The sequence below is a fragment of the Spirillospora sp. NPDC047279 genome (genome assembly GCF_040643285.1).
In the GTDB taxonomy this organism is placed as follows: Bacteria; Actinomycetota; Actinomycetes; order Streptosporangiales; family Streptosporangiaceae; genus Spirillospora.
In genome coordinates, this window is sequence record NZ_JBEYUA010000001.1 from 668,019 (window position 1) to 687,372 (window position 19,354).

Annotated in this window: 17 protein-coding genes; 14 read left to right on the forward strand and 3 right to left on the reverse strand. The window is 71.1% G+C overall.

From position 1 onward, the window contains the following. Positions 1-10: 10 nt before the first annotated feature. Positions 11-1,042 carry a DivIVA domain-containing protein gene (locus tag ABZ810_RS03290; protein WP_358398547.1) on the reverse strand — a complete coding sequence of 344 codons (1,032 nt, stop codon included), beginning with the start codon at positions 1,040-1,042 and terminating at the stop codon, positions 11-13. Positions 1,043-1,476: 434 nt separating this feature from the next. Here ABZ810_RS03290 and ABZ810_RS03295 point away from each other — a divergent pair, with 434 nt between their 5' ends. From ABZ810_RS03295 to ABZ810_RS03315, 5 genes are all read left to right on the forward strand, one after another. Beyond that, positions 1,477-2,001 (forward strand): gamma carbonic anhydrase family protein, encoded by a 525-nt coding sequence (locus ABZ810_RS03295; RefSeq protein WP_358398549.1) that lies wholly within the window; start codon positions 1,477-1,479, stop codon positions 1,999-2,001. 176 nt (positions 2,002-2,177) lie between these two features. Next, positions 2,178-6,110 (forward strand): AAA family ATPase, encoded by a 3,933-nt coding sequence (locus ABZ810_RS03300; RefSeq protein WP_358398551.1) that lies wholly within the window; start codon positions 2,178-2,180, stop codon positions 6,108-6,110. Between the two features lie 164 nt (positions 6,111-6,274). Beyond that, positions 6,275-6,466, forward strand: coding sequence for a hypothetical protein (locus tag ABZ810_RS03305; protein ID WP_358398553.1), 192 nt, complete (start codon positions 6,275-6,277; stop codon positions 6,464-6,466). A gap of 382 nt (positions 6,467-6,848) precedes the next feature. Then, positions 6,849-7,466: a DUF47 family protein gene (locus ABZ810_RS03310; protein ID WP_358398555.1), complete on the forward strand. Its 618-nt coding sequence runs from the start codon at positions 6,849-6,851 to the stop codon at positions 7,464-7,466. Between the two features lie 137 nt (positions 7,467-7,603). Next, positions 7,604-8,623: an inorganic phosphate transporter gene (locus ABZ810_RS03315; protein WP_358398957.1), complete on the forward strand. Its 1,020-nt coding sequence runs from the start codon at positions 7,604-7,606 to the stop codon at positions 8,621-8,623. 115 nt (positions 8,624-8,738) lie between these two features. Here the strand turns inward: ABZ810_RS03315 and ABZ810_RS03320 are convergent, their stop codons facing one another. Beyond that, entirely contained in the window at positions 8,739-10,406 is a 1,668-nt protein-coding gene (locus ABZ810_RS03320; protein WP_358398557.1) for a bifunctional metallophosphatase/5'-nucleotidase, read from the reverse strand. A gap of 107 nt (positions 10,407-10,513) precedes the next feature. Here ABZ810_RS03320 and mshD point away from each other — a divergent pair, with 107 nt between their 5' ends. The 7 genes from mshD to ABZ810_RS03355 all read left to right on the forward strand — a co-directional run bounded on the left by mshD (position 10,514) and on the right by ABZ810_RS03355 (position 17,218). After that, a complete protein-coding gene (gene mshD, locus ABZ810_RS03325; protein ID WP_358398559.1) occupies positions 10,514-11,449 on the forward strand; it encodes a mycothiol synthase in 936 nt (311 codons plus the stop codon). 249 nt (positions 11,450-11,698) lie between these two features. Beyond that, positions 11,699-12,802 (forward strand): phosphate ABC transporter substrate-binding protein PstS, encoded by a 1,104-nt coding sequence (gene pstS, locus ABZ810_RS03330; protein WP_358398560.1) that lies wholly within the window; start codon positions 11,699-11,701, stop codon positions 12,800-12,802. A gap of 95 nt (positions 12,803-12,897) precedes the next feature. Next, positions 12,898-13,878 (forward strand): phosphate ABC transporter permease subunit PstC, encoded by a 981-nt coding sequence (gene pstC / locus ABZ810_RS03335; protein ID WP_358398561.1) that lies wholly within the window; start codon positions 12,898-12,900, stop codon positions 13,876-13,878. A gap of 5 nt (positions 13,879-13,883) precedes the next feature. Further along, complete coding sequence (pstA, locus tag ABZ810_RS03340) at positions 13,884-14,783, forward strand: phosphate ABC transporter permease PstA (RefSeq protein ID WP_358398960.1); 900 nt, start codon at positions 13,884-13,886, stop codon at positions 14,781-14,783. Between the two features lie 38 nt (positions 14,784-14,821). Continuing rightward, positions 14,822-15,598 carry a phosphate ABC transporter ATP-binding protein PstB gene (gene pstB, locus ABZ810_RS03345; protein WP_358398563.1) on the forward strand — a complete coding sequence of 259 codons (777 nt, stop codon included), beginning with the start codon at positions 14,822-14,824 and terminating at the stop codon, positions 15,596-15,598. A 187-nt stretch (positions 15,599-15,785) separates the two neighbouring features. Next, entirely contained in the window at positions 15,786-16,319 is a 534-nt protein-coding gene (locus ABZ810_RS03350; RefSeq protein WP_358398565.1) for a hypothetical protein, read from the forward strand. 149 nt (positions 16,320-16,468) lie between these two features. Continuing rightward, on the forward strand, positions 16,469-17,218 hold the full coding sequence (locus ABZ810_RS03355) for a Crp/Fnr family transcriptional regulator (RefSeq protein ID WP_358398568.1): 750 nt from the start codon (positions 16,469-16,471) through the stop codon (positions 17,216-17,218). A gap of 84 nt (positions 17,219-17,302) precedes the next feature. Here ABZ810_RS03355 and ABZ810_RS03360 read toward each other — a convergent pair whose 3' ends face one another. Then, positions 17,303-18,013, reverse strand: coding sequence for a response regulator transcription factor (locus ABZ810_RS03360; RefSeq protein ID WP_358398570.1), 711 nt, complete (start codon positions 18,011-18,013; stop codon positions 17,303-17,305). Between the two features lie 215 nt (positions 18,014-18,228). Here ABZ810_RS03360 and ABZ810_RS03365 point away from each other — a divergent pair, with 215 nt between their 5' ends. Next, entirely contained in the window at positions 18,229-18,489 is a 261-nt protein-coding gene (locus ABZ810_RS03365) for a MoaD/ThiS family protein (RefSeq protein ID WP_358398572.1), read from the forward strand. Between the two features lie 140 nt (positions 18,490-18,629). After that, entirely contained in the window at positions 18,630-19,325 is a 696-nt protein-coding gene (locus tag ABZ810_RS03370; RefSeq protein WP_358398574.1) for a DUF2993 domain-containing protein, read from the forward strand. Positions 19,326-19,354 lie beyond the last annotated feature (29 nt).

Here is a 19,354-nt window from a genome sequence, read left to right on the forward strand (position 1 = left end):
CCTGAGCGCGTCAGCCCTGGTCGCCCGGCTTGGGCCCCGGCTGCGGCGGGACCGGGCCGGCGGGCGCCGGGCCCTCCGGGTCGCCCGCCGGGGCGGGGGACTTGGCCTGCTGCGGGACCTGCGGTCCGGGACCGTCCACCAGGGTGGGCTCGGGCTCCGGCTTGCCGCGGGGCGGAACGGGCGCCGACTGCTGGACGGGCGCCGCGGGAAGCGACGGCGTCGCCGGGGACGCGGGCACCGCCGGACCGGCGGGCTTGGCCGCGGACGGCGACGCGGGAACGGACGGGCCGGCCGGCACGCCGGCGCCGACGGGCTGCTTGCGCGGCGGCGCGGGGGAGATCGGCTGGCGTACCGCGTCCTCCACCATCTTCTCCAGTGGCCCGGCGTCGTTCTCGGCCTTGAGCAGGCGGTTGAGGGTCTCGCTGATCTCCGTCAGCCGCTGCAGCGACTGGGTGTGGTTCTTGGTGAGCTGCGTCAGCCGCGTCGTCGCGCCCTCGTTGATCACGCTGGCGCGCCGCTCGGACGCGGTCAGCGTGCGCTCGGCCTCGAGGCGGGCGCTCGTCACCGTCTGGTCGGCCTCCTGCTTGGCGGCCGTCAGGACGCTGTCGGACTCCTTCTTGGCAGAGGCGAGCACGTGCTCGGCCTTCTGCTTGGCCTGGGCCAGGTCGTCGTCGGCACGCCCCCGGGCGTCTTCGACGATCCGCTTGGACTCGTTCTCGGCGTCCTTGCGGATCTGCGTGCCCTTGGCCTCGGCCTCGGCCACCTTGTCCTTGGCCTCGTCCTCGGCCAGGTTGATGATCTGGCGGAGGCGGTCGCTCAGGTCGTCGCCGGTGGGCTTGCGCGCCTCCCGGACCTCGGCCATCTCACGGCGGGTCCGCTCGACGTCGTCGAGGGCGCGGGCGAGCCGGGCCTCGAGCTCGCGGATCTGGTTCTGGCTGCGGGCGATGAACTCGTCGACCTGGCGGCGGTTGTAGCCGCGCATGACGATCTCGAAGGACTCCTCGCGGAGGAGGTTCGGGAGGATTTCTGCTTCGTTGTTCATGATGCCTTGGGGGTCGTTGGCGGGGGGTGATCACCCCGTCAGGGTCGGAGACGGCAGGGAGGGAAGCTCGGTAAACGTCAGGATCGACTCTTGTCCGGTCCACCCCATTCGCGCAACCGAAACGGGTGTTGTCGCAGCCATTTCTTCACCTGGGGTGAGTCGGCAAGTTGTCCAATCTTAGGAAATATCGCGTCAATGTCCGCACGGGGTGCAACCTGCCCGGGTGCACCGTGCGTCCCCTAATACAAGGCGTCCTCGCGACGTCCCATCGGCGCCCGTCGTGCGCCGTCCGGCTGGAGCCGCGAGAAGCGGCAGCGGTGCCGTCCCTTCCGCATCCTGTCCACGGGGGCGGGCCCGCTGCGTACTTCGATCGTGCGCACGACGGGTCCGCCCCCGGCGAACGGCCGGAAGTGGACGCCACCTACGATCGCGGCATGAGCAGCTACATCGGGTCCCTGGGCGCGGACGAGCCGCGCATCCATCCGGAGGCGTGGGTCGCCCCGGGCGCCGTCGTCGTCGGCAAGGTGACGCTCGGCCGCGAGTCCAGCGTCTGGTACGGCTCGGTGCTGCGCGGCGAGGACGAGGAGATCGTCGTCGGCGATCACTGCAACATCCAGGACCTGAGCTGCCTGCACGCCGACCCGGGCCTGCCCGCGGTCCTGGAGGACCGGGTCAGCCTGGGCCACAAGGCCATGGTGCACGGCGCGCACGTCGAGACCGGGTCGCTCATCGGCATCGGCGCGATCGTGCTGAACGGGGCGCGGATCGGCGCCGGGACGCTCATCGCGGCGGGGGCCCTGGTCCCGCCGGGCAAGCGGATCCCGGCCGGCGTCCTAGTCGCGGGAATGCCGGGCAAGGTCGTCCGCGAGCTGACCGACGACGACCGCCTGGTGCTGGAACACACCCCCGAGGTGTACGTGAAGAAGGCCCGGCTGCACCGGGACGCCACCTGGAAATAGCCCATCCGGGCGGTGACGGCGTAGGCCGGGAGGATGGACCGTCCAATAGTGCGGGCGCCGTGTAGCTGACTACGATGACCATTGTGGTGTGGGGACCGGGCTATGGCAGTGCTCCGCCGCCCAGCCCCCAGGCTGGGCAGGATCCTTTCTCGGCGGCAGAGCGTGACACGAGGGCGATGGTGGGCGCCGGATGGTGGCCGTCGGCGCCGCCGCAACAGCGCCAGCACGCCATCGGCGGGCGCATGCTCATGCTCCCCGACGGCACGTGGTGGCTGTTCGGGGCCTGGTCGCGGTGGTACCGGCTGCACCCGTCCGACGGCCAGTGGTACCTGTGCCCGCCGCCCCGTTCGCCCGGTGTCCGGATGGCCGCCAGGTCCGCCCAGCACGGCGGCGGCCAGGTCCCGGCGCTGCCTCCGCACGTGGTCCCGGCCGGCCCCGACTTCTCGTTCGCGCCGCCCGAGCCGCGCTCGTTCGTCGGCCAGGGCTTCGCGCTCGAGCTGACCGCCCGGGTCCGGTCGACCGTCGACTCGGCGTCCGCGCTGCCCGCGTCCGAGTACCCGCACTGGTGGTCGTTGTTCACGTCCGAGACGCCGTCGACGGTGGTGGCGGCCTGGGGCGTGATGTTGTGGTGCGGCGCCGCGCCGGTCTTCGACTCGCGGTTCGACGGGCAGATGCTGGATCTCTGGAAGCCCTACCGCGCCAAGCCGCTGCCCGAGGTGGACGGCCCGCGCTGGCTGACACCGCCGCCGATGGAGGCCCTGGTCGGGCTGTACGCCGAGCGCCTGCGCGCCGGCCGGGTCGACGCCGCGGTGGTCGTCCTGCGCACGATGTGGGCGGTCGCCAGCGTCCTGCGCGAGGACCCGCGGTTCCAGATCCGCGCGGACGCGCTGCTGGAGATCCTCGGCGCCACCCTCAGCAACCCGACGGTCGACTACGACGCGCTGCCGTACGGCGACCAGGCGATCGTCCAGCAGTGGCTGACGCGCTGCCCGCCGCACCTGGTGCCCGCGCTGCGCAACGAGAGCTCGCCGGGCGACAACTTCCGGCACGCCTACTACGGCCTGGCCGAGGTCGTCGCGACGCTGGCCGGCGACCCGTCCGACCCGGTCTACGTCGAGCCGCGGCTGGTGGCGGCCGCGCTGGTCGCCGCCGACCTCGACGTGGTGCGCAAGGACGTGGCCGAGGGCATCGTGCCCTGGCTCGACCCGGAGATCCGCTACACGGTCCAGGCCGTGCGCGGCCAGCCGGGCCACCCGCTGCGCCGCCTGTGGCCGGGCGACCTGCGGCTGCCCGAGCCGCTGCGCTCCACGATGACCGGCGGCGACGCCGCCGGTCGCCTGCTCGCCTCGATGTACGAGGTCGACCTCGCGTGGTGCCGCCTGGCGGGCATGCCCGCACGGCCGCGCGGGTTCCCCGTGCCCACCGCGATCATCGCCGAGATCATGGGATCGGCGCGGGTCAGGTCCACCGCGACCGGGACGACGAGCGCGCCGCAGCCGGTCCCGCCGGTCCCGCAGCCGCCGTCGCCGATGACCTCGCAGAGCCAGCCGGGGCTCAAGCCCGGCACGCCGCCGCAGCCCATGGGGATGCCGGGCGAGCCGGACAAGCCGTTCGTGCAGCCGCCGGCGCGCTCCCAGCCCTCACCGCACGTGGCGCCGCCCTCCGCGTCGCCGTCCCCGCCACCGCCGCCCGCGCAGCAGGCCGCCTTCGCCTCGCCCGACCCGCAGATGGGCGGGGGCTCCGGCGGCGAGGGCCGCAAGGACGACGGCAACTTCGCGCCGCCCTACACCGAGCTCGGCTACCAGCCCAGGGCCAGGTCGGCGACGCCCCAACCGCCCGCGGGGCCTGGCGGGCCGGGAGCGCCTGGCGCCCCCGGTGGGCCGGGCGGGCCCGGCATGCCCGGTGGGCCCGGTGCCCCCGGCCAGCCTGGGGTGTCCGGTCAGCCTGGGGTGCCCGGGGCGGCCGCCGCGTCGGCGTCGCCGCCTCCGCCTCCCGTGCAGCAGCCGGAGCAGAAGCCGTCGGAGGTGGCCGCGCCGCCCTATACCGAGCTGGGCTTCCAGCGTCCGGGCGCGGGTCCGGGCCCTCAGCAGCAGCCCGCGGCACAACAACAGCCCGCTCCGCCCCCGGGCCGGGAGCAGCCCGCGCAGCCGCCTCAGCAGCCCGCTCAGCCGGTCGACCCGTACGCCACCCGCTTCGACGAGCCGGGAGGCGCCAAGCGGCCGCCCGGCCAGGGCGGCCCGCCCGTGCCGCCGGCACCGGCCGGTCCGCCGCGTACGCGGATCCTGGGCCCCGGCGACGTCGCCGGAGACGAGTCACCCCAGCCCCGGCCGCCTTCGCCGCCCAAGGCGGGCGCGGGGCCCGGCACGCGCATCATGTCCGAGACGATGGTCGGCGACTTCGACTTCCTGGACGACACCCCGTCGCCCGACCGGCCCGTCCACGAGATCCCGCCGCCCGCCGAGCGCGACGAGCGGCGCACCCTCGAACGTTTCGGCATCGGCTTCGTGTGCGGCGAGCAGGACGCGGGCGCCCTGCTCGACGCCGTCCGGGAGCGGATCGAGGCGTGGAACGCCCCGGCCGCGGGCGGTGCCGAGGCGACCCGCGTCGACGGGGCGCCCAGCGAGATCGCCGCGGTGCCCAGCGTGATGCTGGTGGGCAACCCGCACACCGGGCAGCGCCGGCTGGCCCGCATGATCGCCCTCACGGCCGCCGAGGCGGGCGTGGGCGACGGCGCCATCCGCGCGCACGACGCCGACGACGTGCGGGACGCGCCCGCCGAGGGGGTCGCGCGCGTGCTCGACCAGACGGGCGCGGCGATCCTCTTCGAACGGCTGGACGTGGCGATCACGTCGGCCGCCGACCCGGTGGCCGTGGCGGGCGCGGTGCGGCGTTCCCGCCGGCATCCCGCCACGGGCACGGTACTGATCGCGACCTGCGATCCGCGGACGTACAAGCGGCTCCTCAAGGACCACCCGCGCCTGATCGAGGTGTTCCGGGTCTACCGGATGCCCGACCTGGCCGAGCTCGACAACCGCATGACGCTGCTGCACCTGCTCGCCGACGAACGCCGTGTCACGCTGGGCAACTCCGCGCTGGAGGTGGCGCGCGAGGACCTCGGCAGGCTGCGCGGGCCGGGCGACCTGGTCAACGCCCGCCTGGTGGAGGCCTACCTCGACCAGGCCTGCCAGCGGCACCTCGAACGCGCCGGCGCCTCGCGCGACCGGCTGCTGCTGACGCCGGACGACCTCGGCGGCGTGGCGGAGGGCATCGAGCCCGCGCTCCGGCCGCCCGGCGACATCGACGGCTACCTGCGGCGACTGGACGAGCTGATCGGCCTGACCGACGTCAAGGAGGCCGTCCGCGAGCTGGTCGAGGAGGCCGGGCTGGCGGCCGACCGGGCCCGGCACGGGGTGGCGTCCGAGACGTCCCGGCACCTGATCTTCACGGGCCCGCCCGGCACCGGCAAGACGACGGTCGCCGGCCTGCTCGGCGGCATCTACGCCGCGCTGGGCCTGCTCGGCTCCGGCCACGTGGTGGCCTGCCGCCCGGTGCACCTGGCGGGGCGCGACGCGCTCGACACCGAGGGCCGGGTCGCGAGCATGATCGACCAGGCGCTGGGCGGCGTGCTGCTGATCCAGGAGGCCTACCGGCTCGACCGCAGCCCGGCGGTGGTGAACGAGCTGCTGCGGCACATGCGGGGCCAGGAGGGACGGTTCGTGATCGTCTGCTCCAGCCCGGCGGCCGAGATGGAGGGCTTCCTCGCGGGCAACCCCGGGTTCCGCAAGGAGTTCGGCCGGACGATGCAGTTCGAGGGCATCGGCGACCGTGATCTGGTCAACCTCTTCCAGAGCTACGCCGAGCGTGATCTTTACATGCTTGACGAGGAGTTGCGGGTGGAGTTGCTGGCCCGCTTCGCCCGCATGCGGGAGGACCCCTCGTTCGGCTACGCCCGGACCGTCCGGGCCATCTTCGAGCAGACCGTCTCCCGGCAGGCCGCCCGTCTCGCGGGGGCCGACGTCAACGCCGCGACGGTCGCCCGCCTCACCGCCCGTGACCTGACCGAATCCGCTCTGGAGCAGATGCTGGGGGACTTCCACCAGGGCCGCTGACACCCCCACACACCCCGAATGAAATGGGTAAATGGGGGAATGGGTTCTTATGGGAGCGTGTCGGGTGTGGCCGCGGAGAGTGGCCCTCGAATGGCCCTCTTGGGTCATGTGCCTGCGGGCCCCTGACGCGTAGCCTCGACAGTGGGTGTGGGGAACGAACGGAGGTGGACGCGGTGCGCCAGTTGAACCTCGACCTGCGCGTCCACGACCGTGTTGCGCTGGACGAGATCGAACTCTATGCCGAGATGCTCAGCGCGGTGGCGGCGGCCGAGCGGCCGCTGACCCTCGCGGAGATCGACATGGTGCTCGGAATACGTCCCGACGAACCCGGTCGTCGCAGTACCGAAATGTTCTAACGGCCTCGGGGCCCGTGTATCTCGCCCTTGTGGCCTCTGGCTGAGCCGGCGGCTCAGCCAGACCACAAGGCGGCCGGGCGCGACCTCGCTCCGCGATCGCCGCCGATGGCGCTCACACCGTCACCGCACGTCATCCGGGCACGTTGTAACGAATCTCACTCACCTGGATCCGCACTCTGCGTAGCCGTCTCCTCCCCGGCACGAGAACGCGGCGCATCCCCGCAGACAGGCCCGTGTCGAGCGGGTGTGCGGCTCTTGATCCCGGGCAATCTTGTAGGTGAGAGGATGGCGGACACCAGCCGAAGCTGGGGCAAAGGTTCTTTTTACGGCTGGTTGCGCCTACGATCCTCTGCGGACCGTTCCGGCACTTCAGGAGAACGACGTGCGCTTGCGTCTCACGCCGCGTGAGGACAGCTTCTACGACATGTTCGCCGACTCGGCGAACAACCTGGTCACTGGCGCCAGGCTGCTCGTGGAGCTCATCAGTGACGGCGCCGACCGGGAAGCGATCGCGGAGAAGATGCGCGCCTGCGAACACGCGGGCGACGAATGTACTCACGCGATCATGCGCCGGTTGAACGAAACCTTCATCACGCCCTTCGACCGCGAGGACATCTATCGACTGGCCTCGACGATCGACGACGTCATGGACGAGATGGAGGAGGCGGCCGACCTCGTCGTCCTGTACAAGATCGAGGAGTTCCCCAAGGGCATCGTCCACATGGTGGAGGTGCTCGAACGGGCCGCCGAACTCACCGCCGAGGCCATGCCGAGGCTGCGTTCCATGAAGGAGCTCAACGAGTACTGGATCGAGATCAACCGGCTCGAGAACCAGGGCGACCAGGTCTACCGAAAGCTGCTGGCCAAGCTGTTCAGCGGCGAGTACGACCCGCTGACGGTGCTCAAGCTCAAGGAGGTCATCGATCGTCTCGAGGACGCGGCCGACGCCTTCGAGTCCGTGGCCAACACGGTCGAGACGATCGCGGTCAAGGAATCATGAGCGACCCCTCCGGTTCGGGCGCGACCCTCACCAAGGAATCGCCGCCCGGTGCTGAGCCGACTCTGGCCGAACAGGCCAGGCGCGGTCCCAGCAAGTTCTGGTGGGCGCTGCTGGGCGGCGTGCTGCTGGTGATGCTCATGGGCGCGTTCGGGCTCCGCTCGGACGCCCAGACCGCGGTGCTCGTCCTGGTCGTGGTCATCGCGCTGATCTTCGACTACACCAACGGCTTCCACGACGCCGCCAACGCGATCGCCACCTCGGTGTCGACGCGGGCGCTGACCCCGCGCGCGGCCCTGCTCATGGCCGCCGTGATGAACCTGGTGGGCGCCCTCCTGGGCGTCGAGGTCGCCAAGACCGTCAGCGAGGTCATCACGCCGCCGAGCGGGCTGCACGGCCTCACCGTGGTCGCCGCCGGCGTGCTCGGGGCGATCACCTGGAACCTCATCACCTGGTACTTCGGGCTCCCCTCGTCCTCGTCGCACGCCCTCATCGGCGGGGTCGTCGGCGCCGGTCTGGCGTCCGCGTCGACGGTCAGCTGGGACAAGGTCGTCGACAAGGTCGCCATCCCGATGGTGATCTCGCCGGTGGTCGGCTTCTTCCTGGCGTACTTCCTGATGGTCGGGATCCTGTGGATGTTCCGCAGGGCCCACCCGGCCCGGGTCGGCCGCCGGTTCCGCATCGCGCAGACCCTGTCGGCCGCCGCGATGGCGCTGGGCCACGGCCTCCAGGACGCCCAGAAGACCATGGGCATCATCGTGCTCGCCCTGGTGACCACCGGGCACTCCGACGGCAACTCGGTGCCGCTGTGGGTGGTCGTCTCCTGTGCGGGCGCGCTGTCGCTCGGCACCTACGCGGGCGGCTGGCGCATCATGCGCACGCTCGGCCGCAGGGTGATCGAGCTCGACCCGCCGCGGGGGTTCGCCGCCGAAGCGACCGCCTCGATGGTGCTCTACGCGGCCGCCTACATCTGGCACGCTCCAATCTCCACCACCCACACGATCACTTCGGCGATCATGGGTGTCGGCGCGACCAAGCGGCTGTCCGCGGTCCGCTGGGGCGTGGCGGGCAACATCGTGGTCGCCTGGATCCTCACCATGCCGATGGCCGCCGCGGTGGCCGCCGTCGTCTACTGGATGGTGCACCTCTTCGGCGCCTGATCCGCCCTTTCGAACGTGCGAAGGCCGCCCCGGCGACGTCCGTGCCGGGGCGGCCTTCGCGTTCGTGCTCTTTCCCTCTCCGCGCGTTCCCGCCTGATCGTTCCCCGCGTTCGCCCTACTGGCCGCTGATGCGGTTGAGGGCCGGCGGGGCGACCGGCGAGTTGGCGCCCAGGTAGGCGGTGAACGTGTCCAGGTCGATCGGGCCGCCGAGGACGGGAGCGGGGTCTTCGGTGAAGACGGTGAAGCCGTCCCCGCCGCCGATCAGGAAGTTGTTCGCCGCCACCTTGTACCCGGTGGAGTCGTTCACCGGGGTGCCGTCGATCGTGATGCCGGCGACGCGGTCACCGGCCGGCCGGGACCGGTCGATCGTGTAGTGCAGCGTCGACGACGGCTGGAGGACACGTTCGGTCGCCTGCCCGACCCACTGCTGCTCCAGCAGCTTGTCGAGCTGCGCCCCGGTGAGCGTCACCATGCCCATGATGTTGCTGAACGGCTGGACCGCGAACGCGTCGCCGTAGGTCACCGTGCCGTCGCCCTTGAAGACGAGGTCGGCGCGGACGCCGCCGGGGTTCATGAGCGCGATCTGGGCGCCCTGGTCCTTCATGGACGCGAGCTGGGCGTCGGCGATGACGTCGCCGAGCGTGGTCTCGCCGGCCGGGGAGGGCTTGCGGTCCAGCGTCGCGGTGATCTTGCCGATCGGCCGGTCGGCGATCTCGGCGACCCGTTCCTTCCAGGTCGCGACGAACTTCTCGGTCTCCGGGTCGGCCACGTCGCGGGTGACGACGTGGTTGTCGCCCTTGAGCGTGGAGCGCACGATGTCGCCGGTCCGCTTGTTCACCTGGAAGTCGACCTGGGTGATGACCCGGCCGAACGAGGAGCCCGACGAGTAGAGGCGCGGGTCGCCCTTCGGGTCCGGCACCGAGCAGATGTACTGCTGGTGGGTGTGGCCCGCGAGCACCATGTCGATCTCGGGGTCGGCGGCCTGCGCGATGCGCGTCCCGGCGCCGGGGACGACGCCGCAGGCGTCCGGGCGCTGCCCGGCGGTGACCTGGTCGCCCTCGTGGACGAGGAGCACCATGGCCCGCACGCCGCGCCGCTTGAGCTCGCGGGCCGCGCGGTCGGCCGCGGCCACCTCGTCGTCGAACCGCAGCCCCTTGATGCCGTCGGCGGTGACGATGGTCGGCGTGGTCTTGGTGACGACCCCGATGAAGCCGACCCGCACGCCGTTGATCCTGCGGATCGTCCACGGCTTGAGGACGGGCTTGTTCTGCTTCTCCTTGATGACGTTCGCGGCCAGGTAGTCGAACTTGGCGCCGCGCCACCTGCCGGCGGGGGAGCAGCCGTCGGTGGGGTGGCAGCCGCCCCACTGGATGCGCTGCAGCTCGCGGTACCCCTCGTCGAACTCGTGGTTGCCCACCGCCGACGCCGTGACGCCGACGTTGCCGAGGAACTCGACCGACGGCTCGTCGTGGTAGGCGGCGGAGATGAGGGGAGTGCCACCGATCAGGTCGCCCTGGGCGACCGTCAGGGTGTTCCTGTCGGCCAGGCGCTTGAGATGCGAGGCGACGTAGGCCGCACCGCCCGCGGGCACCGCGGTGCCGCTCTCGTCGATGGCGGTGCCCGAGCTGCCGGTCGGCGGCTCCAGGTTGCCGTGGAAGTCGTTGAGCGACAGCAGCCGTACGGACGCGGTGGGCGCGGGCTTGGCGGCGGCCGGCTGCGCGGCGACCCCGAGCACGGCAAGCCCCACCGCGGCACAGGCCAGGGTCATGCGTCGTCGTGTCATTCCGGCACTCTAAGCCTGGGGGTATTACGGGTTCGGTCGCCCGAATGACGTTTCAATGACGGTTTGACCAGGACTGTCCGGGTGTCGCCACCGCCTAAGCTGTGATCATGTCTGAGTCGCAGGTGCGCGCCACGTTGTCGGACGCCGAGATCGGCCGCGTCCGCGGTCTCGTCGAGGCCGCCACCCGCCATGACGGCGTCGCCCCGCTCTCGGAACGTTCCGTCCTCTGGCTCCAGAACGCCGCCGACGGCGCCCCGGCCGGGTCCGAGCCCGGCGACGCGGCGGGCGCGCGGGCGCTGCTGCGATTCGACGACGAGGGGCGGGTGGTGGGCTACGCGCACTTCGACCCGCCGTCCGAGGAGGAGCCCGCGGCGGGAGAGTTCTTCGTCGAACCCGACGCGCGGCGGCAGGGGCACGGCCTGGCCCTGCTGAAGGGGCTGCGGCGCGAGGCGGACGGTCCGCTGCGGGTGTGGGCGCACGGCGACCTTCCCGCGGCCTCGGCGCTCGCCGCGGCCGAGGGGCTGGACCGTGTCCGGGTGCTGTTCCAGCTGCGGCGTCCCGCGGCCGAGCCGCTTCCCGAGGTCAAGGTGGCCGACGGCGTGCGGCTCCGCACGTTCACGGTCGGCCATGACGAGGACGCGTGGCTGCGCGTCAACGCGCGCGCGTTCGCCCATCACCCCGAGCAGGGCTCCTGGACGATCGAGGACCTGCGGCTGCGCGAACACGAGCCGTGGTTCGACCCCGAGGGCTTCTTCCTCGCCGAGGGCACGCAGGGTGAACGGAACGGAAAGGTCCTGGGCTTCCACTGGACCAAGATTCACCCGGACGGCCTCGGCGAGGTCTACGTCGTCGGCGTGGATCCCGCCGCGCAGGGGCTCGGCCTGGGCCGTACGCTGACCCTGCGGGGCCTGCGCCACCTGCGGGAACGCGGGGTCCCGACGATCCTGCTGTACGTCGACGAGTCGAACGTCGCGGCGGTGCGGATGTACGAGTCGCTGGGGTTCGGACGGTATGCCGTGGACGTGATGTTCGAGGCCCCGTGAGGCACCCGAAACGCCCTGGATGTCGGCTGTTTTATGGCATGTGACCTGGGCTGTTAACCCTCTGTCTATGCCGATTCGATATTTTCTTCCTGGCTCTGCCTGACCCAGTTCACTCTCCGTTCACCTGGATCAGGGTGAGTGGTCACCTCCCCTGCTTAGCGTCGCTCTCGACGGTGCCCCCCTTACCTGGACAAACGACTCCAGAAACCTGGCCGGGACACCGCTAACGACTAACGAGGAGACCCTCCGGTGAAGAACGGATCTCGGCTGGCCGCCCTGGGCGGAGTGGTCGTCGCGGGCGCTCTCGCCCTCTCCGCTTGTGGGAGCGACGACAACGCGGGCGGCGGGAGCTCCGCTGCCCCCGCCGGCAACATCGACTGTGCCAAGGCGACGGTGAACGCGGCCGGTTCCAGCGCGCAGAAGAACGCCATCGAGGAGTGGACCAAGCTCTACGCCTCCAAGTGCGCCGGTGCGAACCTGAACTACACGGCCAGCGGTTCGGGCGCGGGCATCCAGGCGTTCAGCTCGGGCCAGGCCTCCTTCGCCGGCTCCGACTCGGCGCTGAAGGACGACGAGGTCGGCCCGGCCAAGCAGCGTTGCCAGGGCAACACGCCCCTCAACCTGCCGATGGTCGTGGGCCCGGTCGCGGTGATCTACAACGTGCAGGGCGTCGACGGCCTGAAGGTCTCGCCGGAGACGCTGGCCGGCATCTTCTCGGGCAAGATCAAGACCTGGAACGATCCCGCGATCGCCAAGGAGAACGAGGGCGCCAAGCTGCCCGGCTCCCCGATCAAGCCGGTCTACCGTTCCGACGAGTCGGGCACCACCGAGAACTTCACCAAGTACCTCGCCGCCACCGCGGCGAAGGCCTGGACCTGGGAGCCCGCCAAGAAGTGGCCGAACGGCACCGGCCAGGGCGCGCCCAAGTCGGACGGCGTGAGCGGCCAGGTGAAGAACACCGCGGGCACGATCTCCTACGTCGAGTACTCCTACGCCAAGAACAACAACCTGCAGACCGCGCAGGTCAAGAACGGCGCGGGTGAGTACACCCAGCTGACCCCCGACAGCGCCTCCAAGGGCGTCGCGGGCGCCAAGGTCGAGGGCACCGGCAACGACGTCGCGCTGAAGATCGACTATGCGACCAAGGAGGCGGGTGCCTACCCGATCGTCCTGGTGACCTACGAGATCGTCTGCGAGAAGGGCCTGCCCGCCGAGCAGGGCGCGTTCGTGAAGTCCTTCCTCACCTACACCTCCAGTGCGGACGGCCAGAAGATCCTCACCGACCTCGGTTACGCCCCGCTCCCCGAGTCGGTGCTGACCAAGGTCCAGGCCTCCGTGAAGGCCCTGTCCTGACCAGAGAACCGAACACCGGCAGCCCCGTCACCGACGACCTCGGTGGCGGGGCACGCCTGGGTTCCGACGACGACGATCTTCGAGGAGGACCCCCCGTGACGACCGAGACCGGCGTCGAGGCGACCGCCGGCGCCAAGCACCGGGCGACCGGCCGCCCGATGAGCACCGGCAAGGCCGGTGACAAGATCTTCAGCGGTGCCGCGCGCGGCTCGGGCATCTTCGTGCTCGCCCTCATGGCCGCGATCGCGGTGTTCCTGATCTGGAAGGCCGTCCCCGCGCTCCAGAAGAACGAGGCGAGCTTCCTCACCACCGAGGCGTGGAACCCCAACGCGACGCCGCCCGAGTTCGGCATCGCGCAGCTGGCGTTCGGCACGGTGGTCTCGTCGTTCCTCGCGCTGCTGATGGCGGCCCCGGTGGCGATCGGGATCGCGCTCTTCATCGCGTTCTACGCGCCGCGCCGGATGACCGGCGTCCTCGGCTTCACCGTCGACCTGCTCGCCGCGGTGCCGAGCATCGTCTACGGCCTGTGGGGGCTCTACTTCCTGTCGCGGCACATGGAGGGCGTCAGCGCGTTCCTCAACACCACGCTCGGCTGGATCCCGTTCTTCGGCGGCGACAGCCCCGGCAAGAACTCGATCTTCACGGCCTCGATCGTGCTGGCCATCATGATCCTGCCGATCATCTCGTCGATCTCCCGTGAGGTCTTCCTCCAGGTGCCGCGGCCCAACCTGGAGGCCGCGCAGGCGCTCGGCGCCACCCGCTGGGAGACGATCCGGATGGCGGTGCTGCCGTACGGCCGCTCCGGCATGATCGGCGCCTCGATGCTCGGTCTCGGCCGCGCGATGGGCGAGACGATCGCGGTCGCGATGGTGCTGACCTTCGTTCCCGGGATCAACATCCACCTGCTGGAGGACGGCGGCGCCACGTTCGCCTCCAACATCGCCAACAGCTTCGCCGAGGCGGGCGAGACGGGCCGCGGCGCCCTGATCGCCTCCGGCCTGGTGCTGTTCGTGATCACCCTGCTCGTCAACATGGTCGCCCGGGCCGTCGTCGCCCGTCGCAAGGAGTTCGTGTGAGTGCCGTGACCAGCCCCGCCAAGCAGACCCGCACGCTCGGCTCGGTCTCCAGCGGGCGCAAGATCAAGGACCGGGCGGCACAGGCCCTGGTCTACATGGCGTTCCTGCTCGCCCTGATCCCGCTGGTGTCGGTGTTGTGGACCGTCATCTCGAACGGCGTCGCGCGCCTCGACGCCGACTTCTTCGGGTTCTCCATGAACGGGGTGTCCGGCAAGGACGCGGGCGGCGGCGCGTACCACGCCATCATCGGCACCCTGGAGCAGGTGCTGATCACCAGCCTGATCGCGGTGCCGATCGCCGTGCTCACCGCCATCTACCTGGTCGAGTACGGCGCGAACGGCAGGCTGGCGCGGGCGATCAGCTTCTTCGTGGACGTCATGACCGGCATCCCGTCCATCGTGGCCGGCCTGTTCGTGCTGGCGATGTGGCTGCTCACGCTCGGGATCATGAAGGAGGGCGCGGGCTTCGCCGGCTCCCTGGCGCTGGCGATCCTGATGATCCCCACCGTGGTCAGAGCCACCGAGGAGATGCTCAAGCTGGTGCCGAACGACCTGCGCGAGGCCTCCTACGCGCTGGGCGTCCCGCGCTGGCGCACGATCTGCTTCGTGATCCTGCCCACCGCGCTCACCGGCATCCTCACCGGCATCATGCTCGCCGTGGCCCGGGTCATGGGCGAGACCGCCCCGCTGCTGCTGGTGATCGGTTTCACCAAGGCGATCAACACCAACCCGCTGGAGGGCCCGCAGGGCTCGCTGCCCACGTTCATCTGGGACCAGGCCGGCGACCCCAACCAGACCGCGATCGACCGCGCCTGGACGGCCGCCCTCACGCTGATCCTGATCATCATGCTGCTCAACATCCTGGCCCGCCTCGTCGCCCGCCGGCACCGGCCCGACGCCCGCTGACCCACCCGACCGAAAGACCCGATAGGAGCACCACCGTCATGGCCAAGCGCATCGAAGTCTCCGGACTGCACGCCTACTACGGCGGCGTCCACGCCATCGAGGACATCTCGATGACGGTCGAGCCGCGCTCGGTGACCGCGTTCATCGGGCCGTCGGGCTGCGGCAAGTCCACGTTCCTGCGCACCCTCAACCGGATGCACGAGGTGATCCCCGGCGCCCGGGTGCAGGGCAAGGTCATGCTCGACGACGAGGACCTGTACGGCAAGGAGGTCGACCCGGTCGCGGTGCGCCGCGTGGTGGGCATGGTCTTCCAGCGGCCCAACCCGTTCCCCACCATGTCGATCTACGACAACGTGGCGGCCGGGCTCAAGCTCAACGGCGTTCGCCGCAAGTCCCAGCTCGACGGGATCGTCGAGGAGTCGCTCCAGGGCGCCAACCTGTGGAACGAGGTCAAGGACCGCCTCAGCAAGCCCGGCGCGGGCCTGTCCGGCGGTCAGCAGCAGCGCCTGTGCATCGCCCGCGCGATTGCGGTCAAGCCCCAGGTGCTGCTGATGGACGAACCGTGCTCGGCCCTCGACCCCATCTCCACGCTGGCGATCGAGGACCTCATCGCCAAGCTGAAGAACCTCTACACGATCGTCATCGTCACCCACAACATGCAGCAGGCCGCCCGGGTCAGCGACCGGACGGCGTTCTTCAACATCGCCGGCACCGGCCAGCCCGGCAAGCTCATCGAGATCGACGAGACGAGCAAGATCTTCACCAACCCGGAGGAGAAGGCCACCGAGGACTACATCACGGGCCGCTTCGGCTGATCGGGCCGTTCGAGACGCCCAGCCGTCCCAGAAGGCGCGCGGACGCGTCGCGATCGGCGCGCGCGGGGAGCCCGGACGGAACGCGGGACGGCGCTCCAAAAGGGCGGCGGGGCGGGTGCAAAGCGGCTGTCGGCGCCGGGCGCCGCCGGGGTCTCCTGGACTCTCCACCTCACGGGAGGAGAGGTCCATGACCCCTACCAGGCCACGGTCTCCGGACGACGGGGCGGGCGCGCTCCCGCCGGACGACCGCGCGCTGGAACTGCTCGGCGAGTTCGCCGTGCTGCTCCGCAGGTCAGGACAGGACGTCCTGCTGGCGGGCGGCGCGCTGGCGCTCGTCGTGACCGGGCTGCTGTTCCAGTCCGGTGCCGTCCACGACCTGGACCGGCCGCTCGCGGGGGCGCGGCTGGCGGTCCTGGTGATCCTGGGCGCGGCGAGCCTGCGCTGCGCGGCGCTGCTCGCCCTCACGCACGGGGACGTGCTGCACCCGCTGAGCGCGCTCCGGCGGGCGACCGACGCGCCGGCCCGATCGGGCTGGCGGCCCTACCTGCGGACGCCGTCCCGCGCTCCCTCGGGGCCCGTCCTCTACGAGCACGTCCAGATGCTCATCGCCGAGGCGCACGACCGGCACTACCACGCGCACGCGGCGTTGCGGTGGGCGTTCGGCTGCGCCGCGGTCCTGGTGGTGTGGACGGCCCTCAACACGTTCGCCGGGGCCGGTTGATGCCTTCGGGCCGTGATTCGGGCCGTGGTCCGCGTCACAGTTCATTGACCGGCCGCCGGGCCGCGCTTGCACTGGGGGGTGCGGGCGCGGCCTGCGCCGGTGCGATCGCCGTCCGTTCGCGCCGGACCGGTGGAACGGAGGACGACCGCGTGGCCGAACACCAGACGTTCTGGCAGCTGCTGGACGCCTCGGCGCAGGGGGCCCTGAGCGAGCTCGGGCGCTACCGGATCATCCCCGACACGCACTCGCTCATGCTCCAGGGGGACACGCCCGAGCGGGTGTACGTGGTCATGGAGGGCCGGGTCAAGGTCTGCATGGTCAGCGACCGGGGCAAGGAGACCGTGCTCGACCTGCTGGGCCCCGGCGACATCGTGGGCGAGCTCGAGGCGGTCGACCGCCGGCCGCGGCTGGCCAGCGCGGTGGCCAAGGGCATGATCAAGGTGCTGGAGCTGCCCGGCGAGCAGTTCCGCAGGCTCGCGCTCGGCTCGCCGGTGATGTCCGAGGCGATGTTCCAGGTCATGAGCGGCCGGTTGCGGTCGGCCAACGAGATCCGCGCGGCGCGCAGTGCCCGCGACCGCGTCATCGAGCTGCTGCACCAGATCGCGCATCGGGAACGCCGCGGCCGCGAAGGCGAGGTCGCCGTCAACCCGGGCGTCAACAGCGAGGAGTTCGCCAACTGGGCGGGCACCTCGCGCGGCGCGGCCGGGCGCGCGCTCAGCTGGCTCCAGGGCCGTGGCGTGATCCAGCGGGTGGGCCACGAGATCAAGGTCAACCTCGAGGAGCTCCACAAGTCGATGGACTCCCACGCCCACGAGCGGGACCGCGACGACAGGTACGACAGGGACGACAGGGACGACAGGGACGGCGGCGGGAACGGCGACAGGGACGCCCGGGACTGACCGGGCGCCTGGATCGCTCCAAGTGCATGAACGCGCCGAGACGGGGCGGAAACGCCGCCTCAGGAGCGATCGCGCACCGCAGGATCACACAGGTACGGAGGCCTCTTCGGTCTCGCCGGGCCGGTGGTCGGGGACGAATCGGTAGCCCACGTTTCGGACCGTTCCGATGAGGGACTCGTATTCGGCCCCGAGCTTGGCGCGCAGACGGCGGACGTGGACGTCGACCGTGCGGGTGCCGCCGAAGTAGTCGTAGCCCCAGACCTCCTGGAGCAGCTGGGCGCGCGTGAAGACGCGACCAGGGTGCTGCGCGAGGTACTTGAGGAGCTCGAACTCCTTGAACGTCAGGTCGAGCACGCGGCCGCGCAGCCGGGCCGTGTAGGTCGCCTCGTCGATGGTCAGCTCACCGCTGCGGATCTCGCCCGGCACCTCGTCGGCCTCGGCCACCGACACCCGGCCCACCGACAGGCGCAGGCGGGCCTCGACCTCGGCGGGCCCGGCGGACTGGAGCAGGACGTCGTCCAGCCCCCATTCCGGGCTCAGCGCGGCCAGACCGCCCTCGGTGACGATCGCCAGCAGCGGGCAGTCGAGCCCCGTCGTCCGCAGCAGCCGGCACAGGCTCTTGGCCTGGACCAGGTCACGGCGGGCGTCGACGAGCACCACGTCCGCGGGTGGCGCGTCGATCAGCGCGGATGCCTCCGCGGGCGCGACGCGCACCGAGTGCAGGAGAAGCCCCAGTGCGGGCAGGACTTCGTCGGAAGGTTCCAACGCGTTGGTCAGCAGGAGCAAGCTGCTCAAGTGCCGCCTCCTCGCCCTCAAAAGACGTAGGACCCAGGCGGTCCATCTCCCAGCCCGGCATGGCCGACTCGAGGAGAGGTGACCATGAAGGCTGGAAATGAACTCCATGGCCTCGTCGCCCGGATCCCTCACGCTGAGCATATCCGAGTGGTCCTCCAGGGCAATGGGACGTTTACGACAGGTTTCCGGTGTCGCCGGGATGAGATCCTGGGGCCATGGCGAACGGAACGATCAGATACTGGGCCGCGGCGAAGGCCGCCGCCGGTGTCGCCGAAGAGCCCTACGAGGCGGACACGCTGGCCGAGGCCATCGCCGGTGCGGCCTTGCGGGACGGGCGTGACGGCGACTTCCGGCGGGTGGTCGAGCGCAGCTCGTTCCTGGTCGACGGCGACCCGGTGGGCACCCGCGCGCACGACTCGGTCACCCTGCCCGAGGGCGGCGTCGTCGAGGTCCTGCCGCCGTTCGCGGGTGGCTGAGATCACAGTTCGGGGCGACGTTCGCGGGTAGTTCCGCGAACCTACGCGCGCGTCCGGCGATCTCAATCCCCAAGGCGACTCGGCGCCGGGTCCGTGCCGACTATCGTGTGGCGATCGCCGCCGTCGCCCAGAGGAGAGACATGCGGAAAGCACTGCTGGTATTGCTCGTCCTGCTGATCGGAGGCGTGATCGCCGCCGACCGGCTCGGCGTCCGCTTCGCCGAGGACGAGATCGCCCGGCAGGTGTCGGCGCAGTACGACCTGAAGCAGGAGCCCGAGGTCGAGATCCACGGATTCCCGTTCCTGACGCAGGCGATCGGCGGCGAGTACGACAAGATCGACGTGAAGCTCGGCCAGTGGACCGAGCGCGGTGTCACCGTCGGCGACGTCACGGTCGAGATGCGCGGCGTCCAGGCGCCGCTGTCGGAGGTCGCCGCGGGCAACTCCAACAACATCACCGCCCGCGAGGCCACCGCGTCCGCCGTCATCCCCTACAGCGTGATCAAGCAGCAGGCGCCCAAGGAGGTCACCGGGATCGCCGCCAAGGGCGAGAACCTCCAGGTCGACCTGAGCGGCTCGGTCGCGGGCTTCCCGCTCAGCGGCAGCGCGGTCGTCGCGGTCAAGCCGAGCGCCAAGGGCATCGTGATCACTCCGATCTCGGGCGGGCTCACCGGCCTGCCGCAGCTGCCCGCCGTCGGCCAGCTGGTCAGCTGGACGGTCCCGGTGGCCAACCTGCCGGTCGGGTCGCGGATCAGCCGGATCGAGCCGACGCCCGAGGGGCTGCGGGTGTCCGCCACCGCCCAGAACGTCCGCTTGAACGACCTTCCGACCGCCTGATCACAGAACGATCGAGTTTCGGTAGCGGG

What these genes read in the sequence shown, in the direction of transcription:
- ABZ810_RS03290 (WP_358398547.1), bottom strand. Translation starts at nt 1,042, where the DNA reads ATGAACAACGAAGCAGAAATCCTCCCGAACCTCCTCCGCGAGGAGTCC.
- ABZ810_RS03295 (WP_358398549.1), top strand. Translation starts at nt 1,477, where the DNA reads ATGAGCAGCTACATCGGGTCCCTGGGCGCGGACGAGCCGCGCATCCAT.
- ABZ810_RS03300 (WP_358398551.1), top strand. Translation starts at nt 2,178, where the DNA reads ATGGTGGGCGCCGGATGGTGGCCGTCGGCGCCGCCGCAACAGCGCCAG.
- ABZ810_RS03315 (WP_358398957.1), top strand. Translation starts at nt 7,604, where the DNA reads ATGGGCGCGTTCGGGCTCCGCTCGGACGCCCAGACCGCGGTGCTCGTC.
- ABZ810_RS03320 (WP_358398557.1), bottom strand. Translation starts at nt 10,406, where the DNA reads ATGACACGACGACGCATGACCCTGGCCTGTGCCGCGGTGGGGCTTGCC.
- mshD (WP_358398559.1), top strand. Translation starts at nt 10,514, where the DNA reads ATGTCTGAGTCGCAGGTGCGCGCCACGTTGTCGGACGCCGAGATCGGC.
- pstB (WP_358398563.1), top strand. Translation starts at nt 14,822, where the DNA reads ATGGCCAAGCGCATCGAAGTCTCCGGACTGCACGCCTACTACGGCGGC.
- ABZ810_RS03350 (WP_358398565.1), top strand. Translation starts at nt 15,786, where the DNA reads ATGACCCCTACCAGGCCACGGTCTCCGGACGACGGGGCGGGCGCGCTC.
- ABZ810_RS03365 (WP_358398572.1), top strand. Translation starts at nt 18,229, where the DNA reads ATGGCGAACGGAACGATCAGATACTGGGCCGCGGCGAAGGCCGCCGCC.
- ABZ810_RS03370 (WP_358398574.1), top strand. Translation starts at nt 18,630, where the DNA reads ATGCGGAAAGCACTGCTGGTATTGCTCGTCCTGCTGATCGGAGGCGTG.